This is a genomic window from Ochrobactrum sp. MYb379 (assembly GCF_037479515.1).
Taxonomy (GTDB): domain Bacteria; phylum Pseudomonadota; class Alphaproteobacteria; order Rhizobiales; family Rhizobiaceae; genus Brucella.
This window is the reverse complement of sequence record NZ_JBBGYW010000024.1, coordinates 38413-58097: the sequence shown is the minus strand read 5'-3', so window position 1 is coordinate 58097 and position 19685 is coordinate 38413. Positions and strand designations below refer to the sequence as shown.

Below are 19685 nucleotides of genomic sequence, written 5' to 3'. Positions count from 1 at the left end.
AAACTCCACCGTAGGCCACATGGGGAAACTCCTTCATCCATCCATGAAAAGCCCTTCGCAGATCAAACAGCGCGAGAAAATGTGGGGCCGAAACAGCGGTTACGATATGTCGGACTTTAGCGTAGAAACGGCCGTGATCGGCGACAATATCGCGCTATAGAGGGCAATCGGCCGGTTGGCGCACTAACTCCGATCAGAGCAGCAAGCGGATAGTAATGTGCTTCACACTGCTATCCGAATTGCCCTCCCAAAAAATCGCTTGTCATATTCTCAGCGATGGCATCGTGTTGGATCAGCAAGTACTGCCGTGGTTTCCCAGGACAAGAACGCGCGTGCTCGCTTGCCCATGCGCACCATTGAACGGCCACGCTGCGCTTCGCGAGCACGTCTTTGTCCTGGATTTGGGTAGCCATTTTAGGCTCCAACATGAGGATACGATCTGCCGTTTCTGCTACGAAATCGAGCTGTTAGCCTTCACGCCGTGCGGGAGGCGCTTGGCGATGAGGCAGCGGAACGGATCGCGGGCAAGAAGAAGCCGGAGATGGCCGAAGCCGCAGAACAGTTTCTGGCAGGAACCGGATGGCTCCCGCCGATCCTGCGCACCGAGCGGCCCGCATGGCTGGTGGTGTACGAGCAGCGGCCATCGTGGCGATTGCATGCAAGGGGGTGCCGTCAGCAAAGGTGAAACATCATGGTCGTCGTCATGTTCATGAGCGTTGCCCTGGGCGCGCTTCTCTGCATCCTCGCCTACAATCTCGCCGTCTATGCGCTGCCTTTCACGCTTGGGCTGACCGCAGCACAATTCGCCTACGGGACAGGTGCGGGCCTGATCCGTGCGGGACTCGTCGGCCTGTGCTCGGCTGGTGCCGCCTTCGGCATTCTGGCCGGACTGTTTGAGACGATCCGTTCACCTGTCATCCGCTTAATTGTTGCGCTGATCTTCGGCGCGCCCGCCGCCGTCGCGGGCTATGCGCTGGTCTATCGCGTCACCGGGGAAGCTGTGCCGTCAGACATCTGGCGGCACTCTTCAGCATCGTCGGCGGCACATTCGTCAGATTCTCTGCATTGGCGCGTCTGGCGGCAGGTGTCGGACATCCCGCGAACTAAGGGCGCCGAACCGGGCGGCGGAGCAAGGCGACGGCCAATCTTGACACAATAAGGAATATTCCTTACATTCCGTTCGACCGATTTATGGAGGCCCGCCATGGGAGCCCTGCTGAAAGAAGAAAGCACTATCACCGCCAAGGGACAGACCACTGTGCCGAAATCCGTTCGGCAGGCCTTGGGCGTTGACTATGGCGGACGCATTGCCTTTCTCATCGATGAACAACACCGCGTCTATGTCCAGAAGGCCGAGATTGAAGAAACCGCTGATCCCGTGATCGACCGTTTTCTCGAATTTCTTGCGCGCGACATGGCCAGGCAGCCCGAGAAATCTGTTCTCCCGTTCCCGCAATCCTTACTTGACCGGGCTGTTGCCCTGACTGCGGGCATGACGGTCGATCTCGATGCCGAGATCGAGGGGGACGTTTCGATCTGATATGCTGACGTTCAATGGCTGGACCGTCCTCGCACACCCTCTCTTTCTTGATCAATGGGAAAAGCTGATCGAAGCGGTCGACGCGCTCAAAGCAAAGAAACCGGACGATTATCAGAAATCCGCCGACGCTAGGTTGCTCGCGTCCCTGGTACAACTCGTCACCGTCAATGTGCCATCGGACCCGACAGCGTCCATCTATCGTCAGGGCGCGACCCTTGGCGACGACCGCAAACACTGGTTTCGAACCAAGTTCGGCAATGGTCGTTTCCGACTCTTTTTCCGCTATAGCAGCACTGGCAAGGTCATCATCTTCGCCTGGGTGAACGACGAAAACAGCTTGCGAACCTACGGCTCCAAAACGGATGCTTACAAGGTTTTCAAAGGGATGCTGGATGACGGCAATCCGCCCGACGACTGGGACGCGCTGCACAAGGAGGCTTCCGATCCCAAGGCCGTTGCACGGCTGGATAAAGCCTCGCCTCCGAACCCATAACGAATGGTATTGAACGTCACAGGATTGGGCGTTGCCCTACGGGCCGTCCTTTCGCGGCACACCGCGCGCGGCTGGCCCAGCCGGACACGGCCAGCGTCGGGCAAGCCAAGTGCTAATCCGTAATCGGGGGTCAATATTGGATAAGTAAACGCGGTGAATATTCCGTTCCGATTGACAGCTTTCATCGCAAGAGAAAACTTTCAGGTAGAACCGGACAAGCGCTTGAAGCTCATCCGGTTCCTGATTGACTAAGCCGAACCGCACGGTGAATTCACACAGGAAATTGCAGAAAAATATCTGAGCTCAGCGATATGAGTAAATCGAGCTTCGAAGAGCAGATAATGCAGGGCGCCTCCGCCCTCTGCCGTCAGCGCGATCAATTGGCATCCGAAAAACGAAAATTGGCAAGGCAATTGCACTACGCCAGGCATTCGGCCCGGCTCAAGAGCCTTTCAGAGCAATATGATTTCGGGATGGTCTTCTTAGCTGCAATGGGAGCCGTTTCGCTCATCTTGTTCGACGCAAACAGCGGCTCCGTAGCCTGGATGAAACCGCTTAGCCTGTCGCTCATCCTGTTCGCGTGCGGCAGTGCATTGCCCGGCCCGAAGATGGTCAGCCGGATCGGAATCTTCAATGACCATTTTGGTGGCCGGCAGTTCTGACGGTAATTATTCAACCCACATTGATGGGTTGAATAACGTTGAGTAATGCATTATTTGAACCATTAAAAGGGTCAATTCATGCGCTTAACGCTCCAAACCCATTTTGACCGGAAGTGGCATCACGCTGCGACGTTGGAACTCAATGACGACGCGGCCGGCTTCCAGGGCGCGTCGATCGTCGATTACGATCTCGACTATTTCGTCACCGTGGCATCGGCGGAGTTTTCTGCTGGAAAAACGGTCCGGGGCCATCGTGCCTTATCCGTCCGTTGCCCCGTCGATCTGGAAAATCGATTTAGCCGCAAGTGGCCGCCCTTCCTCCTGGATCTTATGCCCCAGGGGCATGCACGGCGAAGGCTTGCCGGGCACCTCGGCCTTATTGAAGGCGCGCGCGCTTCTGATCTGCCACTGCTTCTCCGATCGGCGACTGGCGGCATAGGCAATATCCGCATCAAAGAAGCGGCAGCCGCCGAAGCGGAACGGCTGAGCGGTGTTGAGCGCCAGGGAGTTACAGAGGCGGAAATCCTTGAGCGGTCGGATCGCTTCATGGAAGTCGCCGACCGCTTTGGAATGCTGGCCTCCGGCTCAAGCGGCCTACAAGGCGAATGGCCTAAGGTCTCTATGACGCAGGCGAATGACGGGCTCTATTACCCCGACAGCTTCGTAACCGATGATGAGGCCGTGCGCCACGTCATCGTCAAGCTGGTACGCAGCAACGAGCCCGTGGACCGCCTGATCCTCGAAGGCGAAGCCCTCTATTCGCGGATCGCTCAGGAGATCGGTCTGAATGTCAGCGAACCTTCGACCTATACCGAAGGTATCCTTATCATTCCCCGTTTCGACCGGAGGACGAGAGAAGGCGGCGGAACCGTCCGGCTGGGGCAGGAAAGCCTCGTGTCCGCGGTCGGCGTTGCCGATTTCGGCCATGTCGGCACGCATGAGGCCTATATCGACGTTCTGCGCCAATATTCGGCCGATCCCTTTGCGGACATTGTCGAATACCTGAAGCGCGATATTGCCAACCTTGCGTTTGGCAATCTCGACAATCACGGCCGGAATTCGGCACTCAGCAAGTATCAGGACGGTACGATCCGCCTGTCTCCTCTGTTTGATTTCGCACCCATGCGGCTCGCCAAAGAGGGGATTGTTCGCTCCACCCGATGGGCGATGATGCGTGACGGCGGTGGCGATCATTTTCCCGATTGGAAGCACATTTGCGGTGAACTAATGCCTGATCCAGCTGAGCAGGAAGCGCTGGCAGCCAGGCTTGTCATGTTTGCCGAATGCCTGCGCCAGGCTCCGTCCATGGCGAAAGATATGAGCGCGCCTCCGGACATTCTGGATCGCGCGATGGGGCGCTGTATCGCGATAGCGGACAGTGTTCTGGCAGCGTGTCAGTGATGCGGGAGGACAGCTAAATGGCTCGCTGGAAGAAACCCACGAAAGACGAAATTCTTGATAATCGGCGAACACTGGCGGAGCGTGCTCGAACAGGGGATTTGAGGCTGCCTGAAGCCGTTGCAGATATCCGTAAAGGGTTTGGCATGACACAGGAGGAGTTTGCCAGGACGCTTGCACTTACAAGGCGTCAAATCGCAGAGATAGAAGCTGGCACAGCAAACCCCACGCTCGAAACATTGGCAAAAATAGGCAGATTATTTGGATTTGGAATTGGTTTTGTCCCGAGAGAGACGGATACAACCCAGGGGTATGGCTAATTAACCACCAGATCTTCCAGGATTCGCGTTCAAATCTTTTTTGCCAAGAGCGATAGACCGACAAATATGGGCACTGAAAATTGACCAGTCCTGACATTGTTGATTTTTGGGGGGCGGACGAAAACTTGGACTATCAGGGAGTTAGTTCATGTATTCCTACGAAGACCGGATGCGAGCCGTTGCGCTCTACATCAAGCTGGGCAAGGGACCAAAAGCGACTATTGGGCAGCTGGGCTATCCAAGCAAGAATGCTTTGAAGGGCTGGCACCTGGAATATGAGCACCATATTGATCTGCGTTTAGGATTTGGACCTCGAACCCCCAAGTTCACACAGGCGCAGAAGGAAGCGGCTGTTGAGCACTACCGCACGCATGGTCGTAAAGCCACTCAAGGATGACCAAACTTTTCCACTTTGTCAGCTCCCAGCTTTAAAGCTGCCATTCCGCTGTCGGCCCTTAAATGTCTTTCACGTGTTTGCTTGAACATCGGCAACTATACTAGCAAAAGCCTTTGCCGCAGAATTTTGAGCGTTCACCATAAGGCAAAGATCGAACGTCGATTCTGCTCCTTTGATCTCGCGGTAGACGATCCGATCAGGTCGGAAGCTCGCCATGCTTTGCGGCACGATAGACACGCCAGCTCCGACCGCAACCAGCGACAGCACGGCATGCATGCCATGAGCTTCCTGAGCTATCTGGGGCGCGAACCCAGCAGCGGAGCAAATCCGGATAACCTGAAGGTGGAAACCGCGCCCCTCGATCATCGGCCAGAGGATGAACGGTTCCACTGCTAGATCAGCCACCGTCAACCCACCTTTGTCAGCAAGAACATGGTCGACGGGCAGCGCCATGCAGAGGCGATCCCGGTCGAAGCTGTGCAACACAATGCTTCCCGCATCCGCCAGTGGCGGGATCACCACTGCTGCATCAAGTGTTCCATTGCGAAGGCCGGTTATCTGACTGGCCGTTGTGGCCTCGCGCAGTTCCAGCCGCACTTTGGGGCGCGCCAGGCGGAACGCCCGGATCGCGTCCGGCAGTCGCCCGTAAAGTGCACTCCCGACATATCCGAGCCGCACGAGACCTGTGCGACCCGCTGCCGTCTCCCGCGCCATGAGGATCGAATGGTGCGCCTGTCGCAGCGTCTCGCGCGCTTCGCGAAGAAATGCGCGACCGGCATCCGTCAGGCCGGTAATCCGGTTGCCGCCCCGCTCGATCAAGGCCACGCCCAGATCGGCTTCCAGCCGCTGTATCGCCACCGTCAGGGGTGGCTGCGACATGCCAAGGCGATGCGCGGCGCGATGGAAATTTTCTTCTTCGGCAACGGCAACGAACTGCTCCATCTTACGCAAGTCGATCATCCCGCGCGTGACTTCTGATACATCTGTCATATCATGGCTCCATCCATTCAGTATTGGACGTATCATAAGGGTGTCGCCATCTTCCGCTCAATAGAGGATGCCACAATGAACCAACAAGATTTCACCGGACGCACGGTGCTGATCACCGGCGCGGGCCGAGGCCTTGGACTTGCTTACGCGCGCGCGGTCGGCCAGCTTGGCGCAACGGTCCTGCTGCACGATGTCGGTGCCAACACAGACGGAACGGGAACGGACACGATGATCGCCAAAATCGCGGTCGCGAACCTGCGTCACGACGGGATCGACGCACATTCGTTCCACGCCTCAATCCACACCCGCGATGCCTGCCATGATCTGGTGCAAGACTGCCTTGCATTGAACGGATCCCTTGATGCCGTGATCCACAATGCCGGGTGGGTCGGCTACGAACGCGTCGAGGATGTGCAGGAGTCATCCTTCGATCACATGATGACGGTCATGGCGAAGGCACCGCTGTGGATCGCCCAGGCGGTATGGCCCGCGATGCGCGAGGTCGGATACGGCCGGATCGTGCTGACGACCTCCTGCCGCGCGCTTTATCCGCAATATGTCCAGAAGGGTCTTGTCTCCTACGCCGCTGCCAAGATGGCCGCCGTGGGTATCGTGAATGTACTCGCAGATGAAGGGGCCGAACACGGCATCGTCGTCAACGCGGTATCCCCCGTAGCAAAGACGCGGATGTGGGGAGTAGAAGGGGAGACGGAGGACCTGAAGCCCGAGGCGGTTGCTCCGGGTGTCGCCTTTCTGGCGTCGGAGGCTTGCACCGAAGGCGGCTGGATCTTGCGGGCCGCCAATGGGCAGTTCCATGCCACCCGCGCGGCTGAGGCCGAAGGGGTGGACTATCCGCGCGACCTCCGCGCCGTTCGGGCCGGCTCGCCGGCGGCAGTGGCGGCAGCATGGGACCGGATTGCCTTGATGGCACGGGAGCCACGGGCATGACCGGCCAGATCAGGATTGCAGCCGCCACGCAGGCAATCATCGGCGAAAGCCCCGTCTGGAGCGCGCGGCGTAAGCGCCTGCTCTGGATTGACATCCTTGGTGGACACCTCCACAGCTATGATCCGCTGAGCGGACAAAATACTGCTACCCCTGTTCCCACGCCTGCCGGACTTCTGGCGGAGGATCCCGAGGGTGAAATCGTTCTCGGCCTCGGTTGCGATCTCGCGCGTCTTGATGCGAATGGTGGAGTTAAGCTGTTTGCACGTGCGCCCCAGGCCGATCCCGCCTTCCGGTTCAACGATGGCAAGTTCGACAGGCAGGGCCGCCTGTGGACCGGGTTGATGAACATGGAGGGAAAGAAGGGGCGCGGAACCCTCTATCGGTTTGATCCGGACGGAACATGGCATGTTGCGGACACCGGCTTCGATTTGCCCAACGGCTTGGAATGGAGCAAAGATGGCAAAATCCTCTATTTCACGGACTCGCACAAGGGCGAGATCTACGCCTATGATTTTGACCCGGCCACAGGCGAGATCGGCAACCGCCGCCTGTTCTTCGGTATGGACCCAAGGGATGGAAAGCCCGATGGCCTCACGCTGGACCGTGACGGCCACCTTCTCAGCGTTTTGTTCGATGGATCGGCCCTCGCCCGCATCGAACCGAATGGCTCTCTCGAACGGCTGATCCCGCTGCCGGTGCCGCGTCCGACGAGTTGCGCCTTTGCGGGCGACGACAGAGCTTTGTTCATCACCACTGCGCGAGTGGGGCTGAGCGAAGATCAGCTTTCCTGCGCGCCGCAATCGGGGGTGCTTTTCGAGATCAATTACGACATTGCAGCGCAACAAAGACGTATTTCAGGATAATGTGAGGGTCTGCTTTTGCGCACAACGCGGATTGGCTGCTTCCCGGCTTTTTCCGAGCCGTGAGGGCGATCACAATGATTTGGCCATGCCGGGTGCGTAGGTTATTGAAGAGGCTCTTGCCAGACGGGGCGGTGTGTAACCCGTGGTGATTGGCACACCGGAACCTTTTTTAAACATTGGTTGGAAAGAAGAATTGGATGCTGTATTGCAAGCACTACGGCAGGTTCGGGAACGGTTTGAGGATGTCTTAACAATCGGTGCTGTCTCCATTGCTGCGACAAGTCGCTGTGCTGTCGCGCTGGCTACCCTTCCTATCATCGCGAAATATAATCCGTCCGCATGTGTTGTGTGGTTTGATTCCCATGGTGATCTGAACACCCGGCGGTCACATCAACTGGCTATCTGGGTGGACTGGCCTTTGCCGGCCCTGCAGGCCTCTGGGATTCAGGCCTGAGATCGGCCTTGAAACTGGATCAGATAGTGCTTGTTGGCTAACGCGATCTGGGCCCTTACGAGCAGGAACTGATTGATAGGAACGGCATCCCTCACATCAAGCCAAATGGTAATCAGGCCTCCGAACTTCGCGCCGCGATGGGAGGGCGCCCGGTCTACGTTCATCTCAATTGCGATGTGCTTAATCCGGGCGTCGTTCCGACCGACTATGTGCATGAAGGTGGCTTCTCCCTCAATGATCTTAGCATTTGCTGCGACGTTATTGCGGGATACCCATTTATAGGCATAGAGATTGCCGGGTTTCAGAATTCCTGGGAAACAGGTGGCGAACCGGTGTCACCAAATCTGTTGCTGGACGCGCTAGAAGCTCTTTTAACAGTCAAACCACGACGGTTGCAGAAGGCGGAAATTCTGCAACAGGCGCAAAAATTGTCAAATATCAGGTAGATTTTTGCGGCGAAAGCCGGGTGTCAAAGTTCGGCTTATCCTCTTTTGCTTTCACGTAACAAACAACTGCGTTCTCATCGCTGATCCACGCTAAGTTTTTAATTTATTTACATATTGAAGCGGGACATATCCTAAAAAAACAACTATCAGTCCGCCTATCGCTGTATCGACGAGACGCTGAACTCCATAATCAATATTGGCAGTTCCTGGAACTATGACATCAACAAGCATTAAAATCAGTGGTGTTAGAAAAACGGCTTGCAGAATGTAAGAACGCTGCATTGCCCACGGCAACATAGCGCTCAAAGCAGCCATCAGAGCAATGAACAAAGCGCCTTTTGGAACGGCTGCTAAGATTACAGCCCCGATTATGACGCCAAGGATTGTTCCGATGGTGCGTTGAATTGCACGGTCTCGAATTGATCCAAACTCTGGCTTCATTACCAGGCCAACTGTGAGGGGGATCCAGAACCAATGGGCATCATGATCAAACCAATGGGAAGAATAAGAAACACCAAGGCAGACCGAAAAAGCGATTGCGGTTGCTACAATTGATCGTTGAGTTGCAGCACGAGTTTGGGCTGAGGAATTATGAGTTACCTTTTTTGATTGAGCATCTTGTGAATGCCAACCGCGTATCAACGCTTCCAAACCGAGGACTACTGAATAGAGAAGAGTACCCACCAGATAAAGAGCCGCAGGCTGCCAAAATGGTTTAATAGCAGGAACTCCAAGTGCGATTGATGCTAAAAGTAGTGCCTGGAGCGTGCCGATGGATAATGTGCTGCTTTTGTTACTCAAATATGCTGCGCAAAAGCCGACAAGCATCATTGCAAAAACAACGAAAGCCCAAGGCAATATCCCAAGATAACCGAGGAGGTAGCCTGAAGCGCCGATTGGCGCAGAAATCAGCATTTTTTTAAATATTGAACTATAGCTGCCTGAGCCTTCGCCGGTCGCCATCATCAGGCACCCCATCGCGACCCACATGCCGGTCATTATATCGTTAAAGAACAAACCAACAGCAAAAGGAAATCCGATGCAAAAGGCTGTTCTTATCGCGCGCCAGGAGTTCCAGGTTGCTGGCTTCAATTCAAATAATTCTGAAGCAATATTATTTCTTGCTGATGCCTGATCCATGTCCCCACCCCAAAGCTAACTTAAAATAACTAATTATCATGTCACGGCTGAAATAATAAACATTCAGAATGAATTTTGTTTAAGAAAATCTTCGCACATTGAAGAGCATGCAACATAAGAGAAAACGGCTCATGTTCAGAATATTACGTTGAGCCAGGAATGGGCTTCCCCTTCAAAAGTGAAGGCTTCTGTTAGACAAGATTGACAGGAGACTTAGAATTGAAGCAGCGAGAATTTAAAGAGTAATTCAAACGCGAAGCCGTTCGGATTTTAACGACGAGTGGTCGCAGCATTTTATCGGTCGCGGCCGACCTAGGCATTGGCAAGTCAACGCTTGACCGCTGGCGTAGCATTTTTGCTGAGCAAGATTTGCTCTCTGGTCCGCATGAGGACATGAGCCAGGAACTTGCTCGCCTTCGCAAAGAAAACGAACTCCTGCGCCAGGAACGAGATTTATTAAAAAAAATAGCGACGGCCTTCTTCGCTCGGGAGACAAGTCGATGAAGTTTGCTTTCATCGATACGGAGAAGGCCCACATGTCTCTGTCGCGGCTGTGTACTTTTGCAGGCCTCAGCATCAGCGGTTATTATGCATGGAAGCATCGGCGCCCCAGTCGCCGTCAGCTTGATGACATGATTATCCTGGCTCATATTCGCAATCAGTTTGCGCTATCACGTGAAACCTACGGCAGCCCTCGTATGCATGTCGAACTGAGCGAAGAAGGCATTCGAGCCGGACGCCACCGCACAGCACGACTGAGTGCCAAGAAAATGGTTTGAAAGCTCGGCAGAAAACGCGCTTCAAACGCACGACCGATAGCAATCATGGTGAGCCTGTCGCTCCCAATGTTCTGGATCAGGACTTCACTTGTGACGGACCAGATCAGAAATGGGGTGTCGATATCAGTTACATATGGACCGCAAAAGGATGGCTGTGTCTGGCAATCGTTGTCGATCTTTTCTCTCGTCGTATTATCGGCTGGGAAGCACGGGACCGGATGAAAAGGATCTTGCGATTTACGCTTTGAAGAAGGCTATTGCAATCCGGCAACCAAAGCCGGGACTGATCCAACACTCGGACAGGGGAAGCCAATATGCCAGTTATGAGTATAGCAGAATTCTCGAAGCGTACAGCATGCTTCCATCCATCAGCGGAAGAGAAAATTGCTATGATAATTCGATGGTGGAAACCGTCTTCAAGACGATCAAGTCAGAACTGATATGGCGAACTGTGTTCTACACACGTAAGGTTGCCATCAACGCCATTGGTGAATACATTGACGGCTTCTATAATCCTGTGCGCAGACATTCTGCACTCGGGTATAAATCACCGATCCAGTTCGAGATGATAAACCGTATATTAGTGACAGAACCTCTCCACTAAATCAGGGCAAGTCCATGACTGCGTTAAGTGCGAATTTATTCAGAGAATACTCCCGATGACGAGTCGAGAAGAGGTATTCACGATACTCTCATGAGCCTGGCTTGAACGTGATGGCATATCGACTAAATTGATAGCATAGATGTCGATCTGCAGGAGGTGCTATCAGATGCCCGCCGTCACCATTCGAAACCTTTCCGAAAAGACCCACCGCGCCCTCAAGGTGCGCGCGGCACATCATGGCCGCAGCGCCGAGGCGGAAATGCGCGACATTCTGGATGCGGCGGTTCGCCTCGCTAACCGCACACGCATCGGTTCCGCTCTTTCGGCCTTGAGCCGCGATGCCGGGCTTAACAACGCCGATTCCGAGGTGCTGGAACAGGCTCGCGACCGCAATCCCGCCAAGCCATTGAGCTTTGAATGATTGTTCTCGACACGAATGTCGTTTCCGAGGCTATGAAACCGGAACCGGCTCCCGTCGTGCTTGGCTGGCTGGACGAGCAGGCCGCACTGACCCTTTATCTCTCCAGCGCCACCGTTGCGGAACTTCTTTTTGGCACCGGCGCATTGCCTGAAGGGCGACGGAAGTAAAAGTTCGCCGCCGCACTCGAGGGATTGCTTGATCTGTTTGAAGGCCGCATCCTGCCCTTCGATACTGAAGCCGCTCGTAACTACGCAGACCTGGCGGTCACTGCGCGCAAGGCCGGCAAGGGCTTTCCGACGCCGGATGGCTACATCGCTGCGATAGCCACCGCTCATGGTTTCTCCGTCGCCACACGGGATGCTAGTGTCTTTAAAGCAGCGGGTGTCCCCATAATCGACCCGTGGACGAACGAACACTAAAGACCGGGATAAAATCCTTCTCCAAAAAGCCCAGCTCATGCCTAAGGTGATCGTTCAGGACTTCATCAAGCCGGAAGCCGTGGAGATCGTTGTGCCGCTTTACCACGAGCTGGTCGAGAAGACTCGGCAGGAAGAGCTTTGCATCGCCTAAGATGTTGATTGCCATCCCATAGCTTCTACGTTGAAATCAACAGGAAGATGTTGGAAAGGCCGACGTCGACACCCCACGCCGTGCTCTTGGTGGACTTTTAGGGAATAGCGTCCGTTTCAATTGTTCAGATCGAGCCCTCACAAGAGAAATAGACCGACAAACAAGGGCCCTGAAAATTGAGAAGTCCTGACATTGTGACGTAAAACCAGTCCAAGTTTTCGTCCGCACCCCCCTTCAGTCGTTTCTGCTACAACGAGTAAATTTCAATAAGCAACTGCATTGTTCGGAACAAGCAATCTTATCAGTTTCTACAAATGCCCCGTTGACTGTACTGGCGGAATTTTATCGGTGGTAGAATGCTATTTTTGAAAATAAGTAATTAAATCTCTTCTCTAAAAATTGGTGTTTTTTGCCAATTTCCATTCATCGGTCGCGTCTAATTCTACTCGCTTATTGCCGCGATAGAAGATCGGCAATCCGGTTTTTCTATCCAATGAGAAACGAGTTGGTGCGAGTTTATCGTCTTCGTGGCCATTAACGGCAAGAGCGAGGGCTTCCTTGAACTTCCCTGCCTTACACAAGCTCTTGAATAGGGGCTGGTCCATAATTGTTATTTGTATCCTTCTTAACCACTTCAATGACCTCTTCTAACGGTTATTCCAGAATTAAGCCATATTGCCGATGAGTGGATCGGTTTGTTGACACTTCTACAGCTTTATCGGGATGCATTCTTACCTTGCTTATTGAAGCACTCACCCTGTCATTATTCCGATGTCTCCCAATATGGAAGTTTGCATTGTAAATACCCCTGTAGGTTAAGGTTGTGTAGGTAGGCTTTGACATCCTTCTTACTCCAACTCTGATCGGTTTCGTCCCAATCAATGCGGGAGGCATCATCGCCAATCAGTAGAACCGATGGCGCTTGGTAGATCGCCGTCACACTCTCCTTCGGCGTATACGCAGTACTGAACGGTTGCCATAAAGAAACCTAGTAGAAGGCAGGATAAACAGTACAACGAGAATAGGCCGAAAAAGTTTGCTAAAGTACCGAGCAGCGCGCCAATTAGACCCACACAGCATCCAGTTATGAATGTAGTCAGCCATCCATACTTATGAATAAGATATTACGTCGGCTAAACGGATATAAACGTGCCAAATATAGTTAATGATGACGCACTAACGACTTTTGCGTTCAACCAGTGTCATGGCATCGGTTTCGTCAAGATCATGATCAAAGATAATCAAATCACCGTCCCAATTTCCAAATTGGTGGTGATTACCAATAAAAATCAAACCGTTATGAATGCGAAACGCTTTTGGAATGCGGCAACTGCTCGATCGCCTGGTGCCACGTGGGCAGCACTTTGTTCGCATCTCGGCCAGGTGTTCATACAGCTTTAGCCCATATTCTTCCTTGGAATAGATGAAGTGATAGATGGTTTCTGCGCATAGACGTATCGCGCTCAGGCCATGGCTAATGAGCTGGCCACAGATCTGTTCCGGCGACCAGTGTGCTTCCAATTGTTCTATGACACACTTGCGCGGCTCTGGATAACGTCTGAGCTTGCGCAACCGTGTTCTGCGGTCTTTGCTGATATTGTCGGCAACAACGTTATGATAACGGTGCCAAGCCGCCAACACGGCCTGACCAATCCATCCAATTTGGTTTCTTGGGCGATAATTCAGGACGGGGATACATTACCATACAAATAAAATCGTTCTCATTTTGGAAAGAATAAAACCTTGTTTCTATTGTCTTATATCATGCCATGTAAGGCTTTTTTTGATTTACTACCATTATGGTTCCATTTTCGATAGATTAATTAATACTACGGCTTATTTTGCAGAAAAATTCATGAAAGCGGGTAAGCACATGTCAAAAATCGTTGGTTATCAAAAGATAATTAAAAAATACAGTAAAGAATACATAGCTTCATCTGCATTGTGTGGATTTTTATTCTTTTCTGTATTTCCAAGCACGTCATTTTCACAAGTTTTTGTAAATGATGGTAGGGATGACAACTGTTTTGTAATTGTGGATAATGGTCTGAACACGCAGATCACTAATACCCGTTCTTCTTGCAATAAGAATCTGACCAGTCAAACGGATCACTCAACATTTTTTGGTAATGTAGGATCCAAAGGATTATTGGGCTCAGCTAATCAATCTAAGAACTTAAGTCTTGGTGGCGTTCTCTATGTTAATGGCGGGGGAATAGGGCTAACTGACCAACAAGACAAATCATTTGCCACCCGAATTGGTAGCGTAGCCACGTTAAATGCTCGTGCTGGTCTTAATGCTATCGCGATTGGAGGATTCCAAACCTCTGTCAATGACATTGAAAATGCAAGGGCTACGATTGCGTTGGGTGATAGGTCAATTGCAGTGGGCTCGGGTGCAAGTGCTTTAGGTAAGTACTCATTGACTTTGGGAATGTACTCTACCGCTAAGGGTAACAATTCCATTGCAATTGGAAGCAATGCAGTATCTCAGTTGGATAATAATGTCGTTATAGGTGCAAATTCAACTGATAAGGCAGCAACTATTATTGATAATGTTACAATTAACTCGAAAACCTATAAATTTGCAGGTGTTTCCAAAGCTGGGGATGGAACATTCAGCGTCGGTTCTGCCGGTAAAGAGCGTCAGATCGTTAATGTTGCGGCCGGAGAAGTTAGTAAAAAATCAACAGATGCTGTAAATGGATCCCAGCTTTTCAGTGTAACTTCTGCCGTCGATTCTCTTGGAGAATCCGCCGTAAAAGTCTTTGGCGGCAATGCTGCTGTAGGCGCTGATGGCAGGATCAGCATGAGCAATGTTGGTGGAACCGGCAAAAACAACGTCAATGATGCCATTGAACATGTGAACCAGACAGCGAATGCGGGATGGAACGTTAAGGATGGCGCGGGCCATTCAGCGAATGTCGGTGCGACTGGCAATGTGACGTTCAAGGGCGACCGCAATGTTACAGTCAAACAGTCGGGCACAGATAATAATGGTAAGATCGATGTTGCGCTGAACAAGGATATTGATCTTGGCAAGGATGGATCTGTTACCACTGGTAAGGCATCTGTGAGCGATGCGGGCGTGCAGGTTGGCAAAGATGTTAAACTCACCGATAAAGGCCTGGAGTTTGGAGGTGGAGTAAAAGTCACCACCGACGGTATCAATGCGGGCAACAAAAAACTTACCGGTATTGCGTCTGGCGAGGTTAGCGCGACATCCAAAGATGCGGTTAATGGTTCGCAGCTTTTCAGTGTAACTTCTGCCGTCGATTCTCTTGGAGAATCCGCCGTAAAAGTCTTTGGGGGTAATGCTGCCGTGGGCGCTGATGGCAGGATCAGCATGAGCAATGTTGGTGGAACCGGCAAAAACAACGTCAATGATGCCATTGAACATGTGAACCAGACAGCGAATGCGGGATGGAACGTTAAGGATGGCGCGGGCCATTCAGCGAATGTCGGTGCGAATGGCAATGTGACGTTCAAGGGCGACCGCAATGTTACAGTCAAACAGTCGGGCACAGATAATAATGGTAAGATCGATGTTGCACTGAACAAGGATATTGATCTTGGCAAGGATGGATCTGTTACCACTGGTAAGACATCTGTGAGCGATGCGGGCGTGCAGGTTGGCAAAGATGTTAAAATCACCGATAAAGGCCTGGAGCTGGAAGGCGGAGTAAAAGTCACCACCGACGGTATCAATGCGGGCAACAAAAAACTTACCGGTATTGCGTCTGGCGAGGTTAGCGCGACATCCAAAGATGCGGTTAATGGTTCGCAGCTTTTCAGTGTAACTTCTGCCGTCGATTCTCTTGGAGAATCCGCCGTAAAAGTCTTTGGCGGCAATGCTGCTGTAGGCGCTGATGGCAGGATCAGCATGAGCAATGTTGGTGGAACCGGCAAAAACAACGTCAATGATGCCATTGAACATGTGAACCAGACAGCGAATGCGGGATGGAACGTTAAGGATGGCGCGGGCCATTCAGCGAATGTCGGTGCGACTGGCAATGTGACGTTCAAGGGCGACCGCAATGTTACAGTCAAACAGTCAGGCACAGATAATAATGGTGCGATCGATGTTGCGCTGAACAAGGATATTGATGTTGGCAAGGATGGATCTGTTACCACTGGCAAGACCTCTGTGAGCGATGCGGGCGTGCAGGTTGGCAAAGATGTTAAACTCACCGATAAGGGCCTGGAGCTGGAAGGCGGAGTAAAAGTCACCACCGACGGTATCAATGCAGGCAACAAAAAGCTTACCGGTATTGCAGGCGGCCTGGTCGCCGATGGTAGTCTGGATGCAATCAATGGCGGTCAGTTGTTCGGCGTTTCAAGATCCGTGACGACAGTGTTGGGCGGCAATGCTGCTGTAGGCGCTGATGGCAGGATCAGCATGAGCAATGTTGGTGGAACCGGCAAAAACAACGTCAATGATGCCATTGAACATGTGAACCAAACCGCGAATGCGGGATGGAACGTTAAGGATGGCGCGGGCCATTCAGCGAATGTCGGTGCGAATGGCAATGTGACGTTCAAGGGCGACCGCAATGTTACAGTCAAACAGTCAGGCACAGATAATAATGGTGCGATCGATGTTGCGCTGAACAAGGATATTGATCTTGGCAAGGATGGATCTGTTACCACTGGCAAGACCTCTGTGAGCGATGCGGGCGTGCAGGTTGGCAAAGATGTTAAAATCACCGATAAAGGCCTGGAGCTGGAAGGCGGAGTAAAAGTCACCACCGACGGTATCAATGCAGGCAACAAAAAGCTTACCGGTATTGCAGGCGGCCTGGTCGCCGATGGTAGTCTGGATGCAATCAACGGCGGTCAGTTGTTCGGCGTTTCAAGATCCGTGACGACAGTGTTGGGCGGCAATGCTGCTGTAGGCGCTGATGGCAGGATCAGCATGAGCAATGTTGGTGGAACCGGCAAAAACAATGTCAATGATGCCATTGAACATGTGAACCAAACCGCGAATGCGGGATGGAACGTTAAGGATGGCGCGGGCCATTCAGCGAATGTCGGTGCGAATGGCAATGTGACGTTCAAGGGCGACCGCAATGTTACAGTCAAACAGTCAGGCACAGATAATAATGGTGCGATCGATGTTGCGCTGAACAAGGATATTGATCTTGGCAAGGATGGATCTGTTACCACTGGCAAGACCTCTGTGAGCGATGCGGGCGTGCGGGTTGGCAAAGATGTTAAACTCACCGATAAGGGCCTGGAGCTGGAAGGCGGAGTAAAAGTCACCACCGACGGTATCAATGCAGGCAACAAAAAACTTACCGGTATTGCGGATGGTGAGGTTAGCGCGACATCTAAAGATGCGGTTAATGGTTCGCAGCTCAACAATGCTATGGAAAAAGCTGACGAAAATAACGAAGAGATAAAGAAGCTTGATGATCGTGCAGTCAAATACGATCTTGATGAGAACGGGAAAAAGTCCAACAAAGTAACATTAACTGGTGGAGATCCAAATAGCCCCGTTATTCTTTCCAATGTGGAAGCAGGGGTTCAAAAGAATGATGCGGTCAATGTTGGTCAGCTTAAAGAAGGCGTCGCCTCATCTGTTAAGAATTCGTACTCTTATACAGACCAAGTTTCTGTTAACACAATTAAGACGGCAAATAGTTACACCGACCAACAGTTTACAAAATCAAATTCCTATACTGACGAGAAGTTTGGAGAAGCTCAACAGTATACTGATGAAAAATTCGGTGTACTCAATGGCAAAATCGGTGACGTTAGAAAGGAAGCCAGGCAGGCAGCGGCTATTGGCCTCGCGGCTTCATCGCTTCGGTATGACGACAGGCCTGGAAAATTCAGTGCGGCAGTTGGCGCTGGGTTCTGGCGAAGTGAAGGTGCCTTCGCTTTCGGTGCAGGCTACACTTCGGAAACTGGTCGTCTTCGTACCAATTTGACAGCAACAACGGCGGGGGGGCACTGGGGTGTTGGTGCAGGAATGAGTTGGACTTTTAACTAAGGAAAATACTATGGGTAGCGAAACTAAGATTGCTAAAATTCTACACATAATCGGATGCATTGTAGGGTGCATATTTATCAATATCGCACAATCCGACGCTTCCTCTTATAGGATAAAGCAATCAGAAGTTTCGCTACCAAAGGGAGCTTCATACGGATTATACAGACGAACGATTACCCCATTCGAGTTTTGGACGTTGATATGTGACGAAGATGCCATGAAAAAGCAACGCATATGTAATGTGACCCAAAATATTGAAGATGCGGAAGATTCATTTGTATTTAGTTGGTCACTCGTTGGCACGGAGGGCGGAAAGCCAGTATTTATTCTTCGTGCACCGGCAGCACTTGGTGCTAACCGTGTCATTCAATTAAGACTTACCGGAGAGAAGAAGCCTGTAGATATTAAGACGACCGCTTGTGATGAAAACATTTGTTTGGCCACGCAACCTGTCGGGCCAATCTTGAGAAAGCACCTTGAAAAAGGTTCTGAAGTGGTAATATCTTTCAAAGAGGCAGGAAAGAAAAATACGACAATCAATACAACTCTTCAGGGTGTAACGGACGCGATGTCAAATATTCCCAGATGATTATTTCTATATTCAATCCATAAAATTCCATTACGAAAAAAATATCAATATTACGGGGTGCAAAAAACCAAACACCCATGAGCGTAAGAGAGAGACTGCAAAGATTTACCGCTATATTTTTTTGCGATCGCTGCAGGTAGATGATCGCAACTTCTGGCAAATTTACTCTCTTCCCTCTCAGCTGTGAGTTTTCCAGAACAGGACTTCATACCATTTATTGTTGTTGGAAAAACGACCGAAAGATGCATGGTGATGTTGTCTCGGCACCGTTACCTTAATCTTGGCTCTCTGCTCAAGGCTACGCACTATAGGTTATGGTCACCTACAAACTACGTCCTTACGCCGTTGCCAAACGTGAATTGGGTCTTAGTGTCTGCAACCAATTGATCTGTGCGGATCATCGTGCCTTACGACAAACCGCCAACAACATGTGGCGCGAATTCGCTTGTCTGAAATCTGCACAGAAACTGTGGTAAAAACCATGTTACGTCGGCACTCACGTTGAAGTAACGGTGCCGGTCAAAGAAACGATTCAGTCCTTCATCGAAAGCGGTGATCCGCTGACAACATTTATAGGGTTCATATTCTGGCCAAATTCAGCCACCAGAATCGTTAAATCCGCTTTGATGGAAAATTATAATGGGCTCGAATTAAGTCGAGCTAAAATGCATTTTCATAAACAAAATAAGGTTGATCAGATGGCTCGCATTCAAATTTGCATGACCAAAAACGGTGAAACTGATGAACAAGCTTTCATCGGATATTATGCACCGCTGCGCACGTTTTTCTTGCAAGGCTTTCTTCGAGATCATGTTGATTATGAGGACTTTGATATTTGGCTTGGAACTCTTTTAGAGCAATATCCAACTCTGGAAGGGATAATTGAAGCTGCCCAATCACAGGGATATGAAGTTCAAAATCTCAGCCATGAGGACCACTTGCGAATACTTTTAGCCGCCGGGCAGCTTAAAGAACCAAATCTGGTCGAGCGCATGGATCTCTCTAAATAGGCGGCTTTGTTTTTTTTATGTTTCTTGACGGAAAGCACGTATGCACCGGCTTGATTTATCTGCGTT

18 protein-coding genes and 2 pseudogenes are annotated in these 19685 nt (G+C 51.5%); 16 read left to right on the top strand and 4 right to left on the bottom strand.

The window, feature by feature from the left end:
* Positions 1-691 precede the first annotated feature (691 nt).
* From WH356_RS23375 to WH356_RS23345, 7 genes are all read left to right on the top strand, one after another.
* Complete coding sequence (locus WH356_RS23375; RefSeq protein ID WP_339515192.1) at positions 692-1159, top strand: hypothetical protein; 468 nt, start codon at positions 692-694, stop codon at positions 1157-1159.
* 45 nt (positions 1160-1204) lie between these two features.
* Positions 1205-1540: a type II toxin-antitoxin system PrlF family antitoxin gene (locus tag WH356_RS23370; protein ID WP_339515190.1), complete on the top strand. Its 336-nt coding sequence runs from the start codon at positions 1205-1207 to the stop codon at positions 1538-1540.
* A gap of 1 nt (position 1541) precedes the next feature.
* Complete coding sequence (locus tag WH356_RS23365; protein WP_339515188.1) at positions 1542-2033, top strand: type II toxin-antitoxin system YhaV family toxin; 492 nt, start codon at positions 1542-1544, stop codon at positions 2031-2033.
* A gap of 311 nt (positions 2034-2344) precedes the next feature.
* Positions 2345-2695: a hypothetical protein gene (locus tag WH356_RS23360; protein WP_339515186.1), complete on the top strand. Its 351-nt coding sequence runs from the start codon at positions 2345-2347 to the stop codon at positions 2693-2695.
* 78 nt (positions 2696-2773) lie between these two features.
* On the top strand, positions 2774-4096 hold the full coding sequence (locus WH356_RS23355) for a type II toxin-antitoxin system HipA family toxin (RefSeq protein WP_339515184.1): 1323 nt from the start codon (positions 2774-2776) through the stop codon (positions 4094-4096).
* Between the two features lie 17 nt (positions 4097-4113).
* Complete coding sequence (locus tag WH356_RS23350; RefSeq protein ID WP_339515182.1) at positions 4114-4413, top strand: helix-turn-helix transcriptional regulator; 300 nt, start codon at positions 4114-4116, stop codon at positions 4411-4413.
* 148 nt (positions 4414-4561) lie between these two features.
* Positions 4562-4810 (top strand): hypothetical protein, encoded by a 249-nt coding sequence (locus WH356_RS23345; protein WP_421566584.1) that lies wholly within the window; start codon positions 4562-4564, stop codon positions 4808-4810.
* A gap of 69 nt (positions 4811-4879) precedes the next feature.
* On the opposite strand, the gene WH356_RS23340 is transcribed toward WH356_RS23345, so the two are convergent.
* A complete protein-coding gene (locus WH356_RS23340) occupies positions 4880-5800 on the bottom strand; it encodes a LysR family transcriptional regulator (RefSeq protein WP_339515180.1) in 921 nt (306 codons plus the stop codon).
* Positions 5801-5875: 75 nt separating this feature from the next.
* On the opposite strand from WH356_RS23340, the gene WH356_RS23335 reads away from it, so the two are divergent.
* The 3 genes from WH356_RS23335 (at position 5876) to WH356_RS23325 (ending at position 8511) form a co-directional block, all read left to right on the top strand.
* Positions 5876-6748, top strand: coding sequence for an SDR family NAD(P)-dependent oxidoreductase (locus WH356_RS23335; RefSeq protein ID WP_339515178.1), 873 nt, complete (start codon positions 5876-5878; stop codon positions 6746-6748).
* Positions 6745-7611, top strand: a complete 867-nt coding sequence (locus WH356_RS23330; RefSeq protein ID WP_339515176.1) for an SMP-30/gluconolactonase/LRE family protein — start codon at positions 6745-6747, stop codon at positions 7609-7611. The genes WH356_RS23335 and WH356_RS23330 overlap by 4 nt, the downstream gene beginning before the upstream one ends.
* A gap of 591 nt (positions 7612-8202) precedes the next feature.
* Positions 8203-8511 carry a hypothetical protein gene (locus WH356_RS23325; RefSeq protein ID WP_339515174.1) on the top strand — a complete coding sequence of 103 codons (309 nt, stop codon included), beginning with the start codon at positions 8203-8205 and terminating at the stop codon, positions 8509-8511.
* Between the two features lie 90 nt (positions 8512-8601).
* On the opposite strand, the gene WH356_RS23320 is transcribed toward WH356_RS23325, so the two are convergent.
* A complete protein-coding gene (locus tag WH356_RS23320) occupies positions 8602-9651 on the bottom strand; it encodes an FUSC family protein (protein ID WP_339515172.1) in 1050 nt (349 codons plus the stop codon).
* 246 nt (positions 9652-9897) lie between these two features.
* Here WH356_RS23320 and WH356_RS23315 point away from each other — a divergent pair.
* The 3 genes and pseudogenes from WH356_RS23315 to WH356_RS23305 form a co-directional block, all read left to right on the top strand.
* A pseudogene (locus WH356_RS23315) lies at positions 9898-11034 on the top strand (IS3 family transposase); the annotation flags it as partial.
* A 166-nt stretch (positions 11035-11200) separates the two neighbouring features.
* Positions 11201-11455: a FitA-like ribbon-helix-helix domain-containing protein gene (locus WH356_RS23310; protein ID WP_339515170.1), complete on the top strand. Its 255-nt coding sequence runs from the start codon at positions 11201-11203 to the stop codon at positions 11453-11455.
* Positions 11452-11874, top strand: a pseudogene (locus WH356_RS23305) (type II toxin-antitoxin system VapC family toxin). The gene WH356_RS23310 and the pseudogene WH356_RS23305 overlap by 4 nt, the downstream one beginning before the upstream one ends.
* Before the next feature lie 543 nt (positions 11875-12417).
* On the opposite strand, the gene WH356_RS23300 reads toward WH356_RS23305, so the two are convergent.
* Positions 12418-12630: a hypothetical protein gene (locus WH356_RS23300; RefSeq protein ID WP_339515168.1), complete on the bottom strand. Its 213-nt coding sequence runs from the start codon at positions 12628-12630 to the stop codon at positions 12418-12420.
* A gap of 571 nt (positions 12631-13201) precedes the next feature.
* Complete coding sequence (locus tag WH356_RS23295; RefSeq protein ID WP_339515166.1) at positions 13202-13666, bottom strand: IS30 family transposase; 465 nt, start codon at positions 13664-13666, stop codon at positions 13202-13204.
* Between the two features lie 85 nt (positions 13667-13751).
* Here WH356_RS23295 and WH356_RS23290 point away from each other — a divergent pair, with 85 nt between their 5' ends.
* The 3 genes from WH356_RS23290 to WH356_RS23280 all read left to right on the top strand — a co-directional run bounded on the left by WH356_RS23290 (position 13752) and on the right by WH356_RS23280 (position 19619).
* Positions 13752-18020, top strand: a complete 4269-nt coding sequence (locus WH356_RS23290) for a YadA-like family protein (protein ID WP_339515164.1) — start codon at positions 13752-13754, stop codon at positions 18018-18020.
* Positions 18021-18030: 10 nt separating this feature from the next.
* Positions 18031-18609 carry an invasion associated locus B family protein gene (locus WH356_RS23285; RefSeq protein ID WP_339515162.1) on the top strand — a complete coding sequence of 193 codons (579 nt, stop codon included), beginning with the start codon at positions 18031-18033 and terminating at the stop codon, positions 18607-18609.
* 512 nt (positions 18610-19121) lie between these two features.
* Positions 19122-19619 (top strand): hypothetical protein, encoded by a 498-nt coding sequence (locus tag WH356_RS23280; RefSeq protein WP_339515160.1) that lies wholly within the window; start codon positions 19122-19124, stop codon positions 19617-19619.
* Positions 19620-19685: the final 66 nt, after the last annotated feature.

What these genes read in the sequence shown, in the direction of transcription:
- WH356_RS23370 (WP_339515190.1), top strand. Translation starts at nt 1,205, where the DNA reads ATGGGAGCCCTGCTGAAAGAAGAAAGCACTATCACCGCCAAGGGACAG.
- WH356_RS23345 (WP_421566584.1), top strand. Translation starts at nt 4,562, where the DNA reads ATGTATTCCTACGAAGACCGGATGCGAGCCGTTGCGCTCTACATCAAG.
- WH356_RS23365 (WP_339515188.1), top strand. Translation starts at nt 1,542, where the DNA reads ATGCTGACGTTCAATGGCTGGACCGTCCTCGCACACCCTCTCTTTCTT.
- WH356_RS23325 (WP_339515174.1), top strand. Translation starts at nt 8,203, where the DNA reads ATGGGAGGGCGCCCGGTCTACGTTCATCTCAATTGCGATGTGCTTAAT.
- WH356_RS23320 (WP_339515172.1), bottom strand. Translation starts at nt 9,651, where the DNA reads ATGGATCAGGCATCAGCAAGAAATAATATTGCTTCAGAATTATTTGAA.
- WH356_RS23310 (WP_339515170.1), top strand. Translation starts at nt 11,201, where the DNA reads ATGCCCGCCGTCACCATTCGAAACCTTTCCGAAAAGACCCACCGCGCC.
- WH356_RS23300 (WP_339515168.1), bottom strand. Translation starts at nt 12,630, where the DNA reads ATGGACCAGCCCCTATTCAAGAGCTTGTGTAAGGCAGGGAAGTTCAAG.
- WH356_RS23360 (WP_339515186.1), top strand. Translation starts at nt 2,345, where the DNA reads ATGAGTAAATCGAGCTTCGAAGAGCAGATAATGCAGGGCGCCTCCGCC.
- WH356_RS23285 (WP_339515162.1), top strand. Translation starts at nt 18,031, where the DNA reads ATGGGTAGCGAAACTAAGATTGCTAAAATTCTACACATAATCGGATGC.
- WH356_RS23375 (WP_339515192.1), top strand. Translation starts at nt 692, where the DNA reads ATGGTCGTCGTCATGTTCATGAGCGTTGCCCTGGGCGCGCTTCTCTGC.
- WH356_RS23340 (WP_339515180.1), bottom strand. Translation starts at nt 5,800, where the DNA reads ATGACAGATGTATCAGAAGTCACGCGCGGGATGATCGACTTGCGTAAG.
- WH356_RS23350 (WP_339515182.1), top strand. Translation starts at nt 4,114, where the DNA reads ATGGCTCGCTGGAAGAAACCCACGAAAGACGAAATTCTTGATAATCGG.
- WH356_RS23335 (WP_339515178.1), top strand. Translation starts at nt 5,876, where the DNA reads ATGAACCAACAAGATTTCACCGGACGCACGGTGCTGATCACCGGCGCG.
- WH356_RS23330 (WP_339515176.1), top strand. Translation starts at nt 6,745, where the DNA reads ATGACCGGCCAGATCAGGATTGCAGCCGCCACGCAGGCAATCATCGGC.
- WH356_RS23355 (WP_339515184.1), top strand. Translation starts at nt 2,774, where the DNA reads ATGCGCTTAACGCTCCAAACCCATTTTGACCGGAAGTGGCATCACGCT.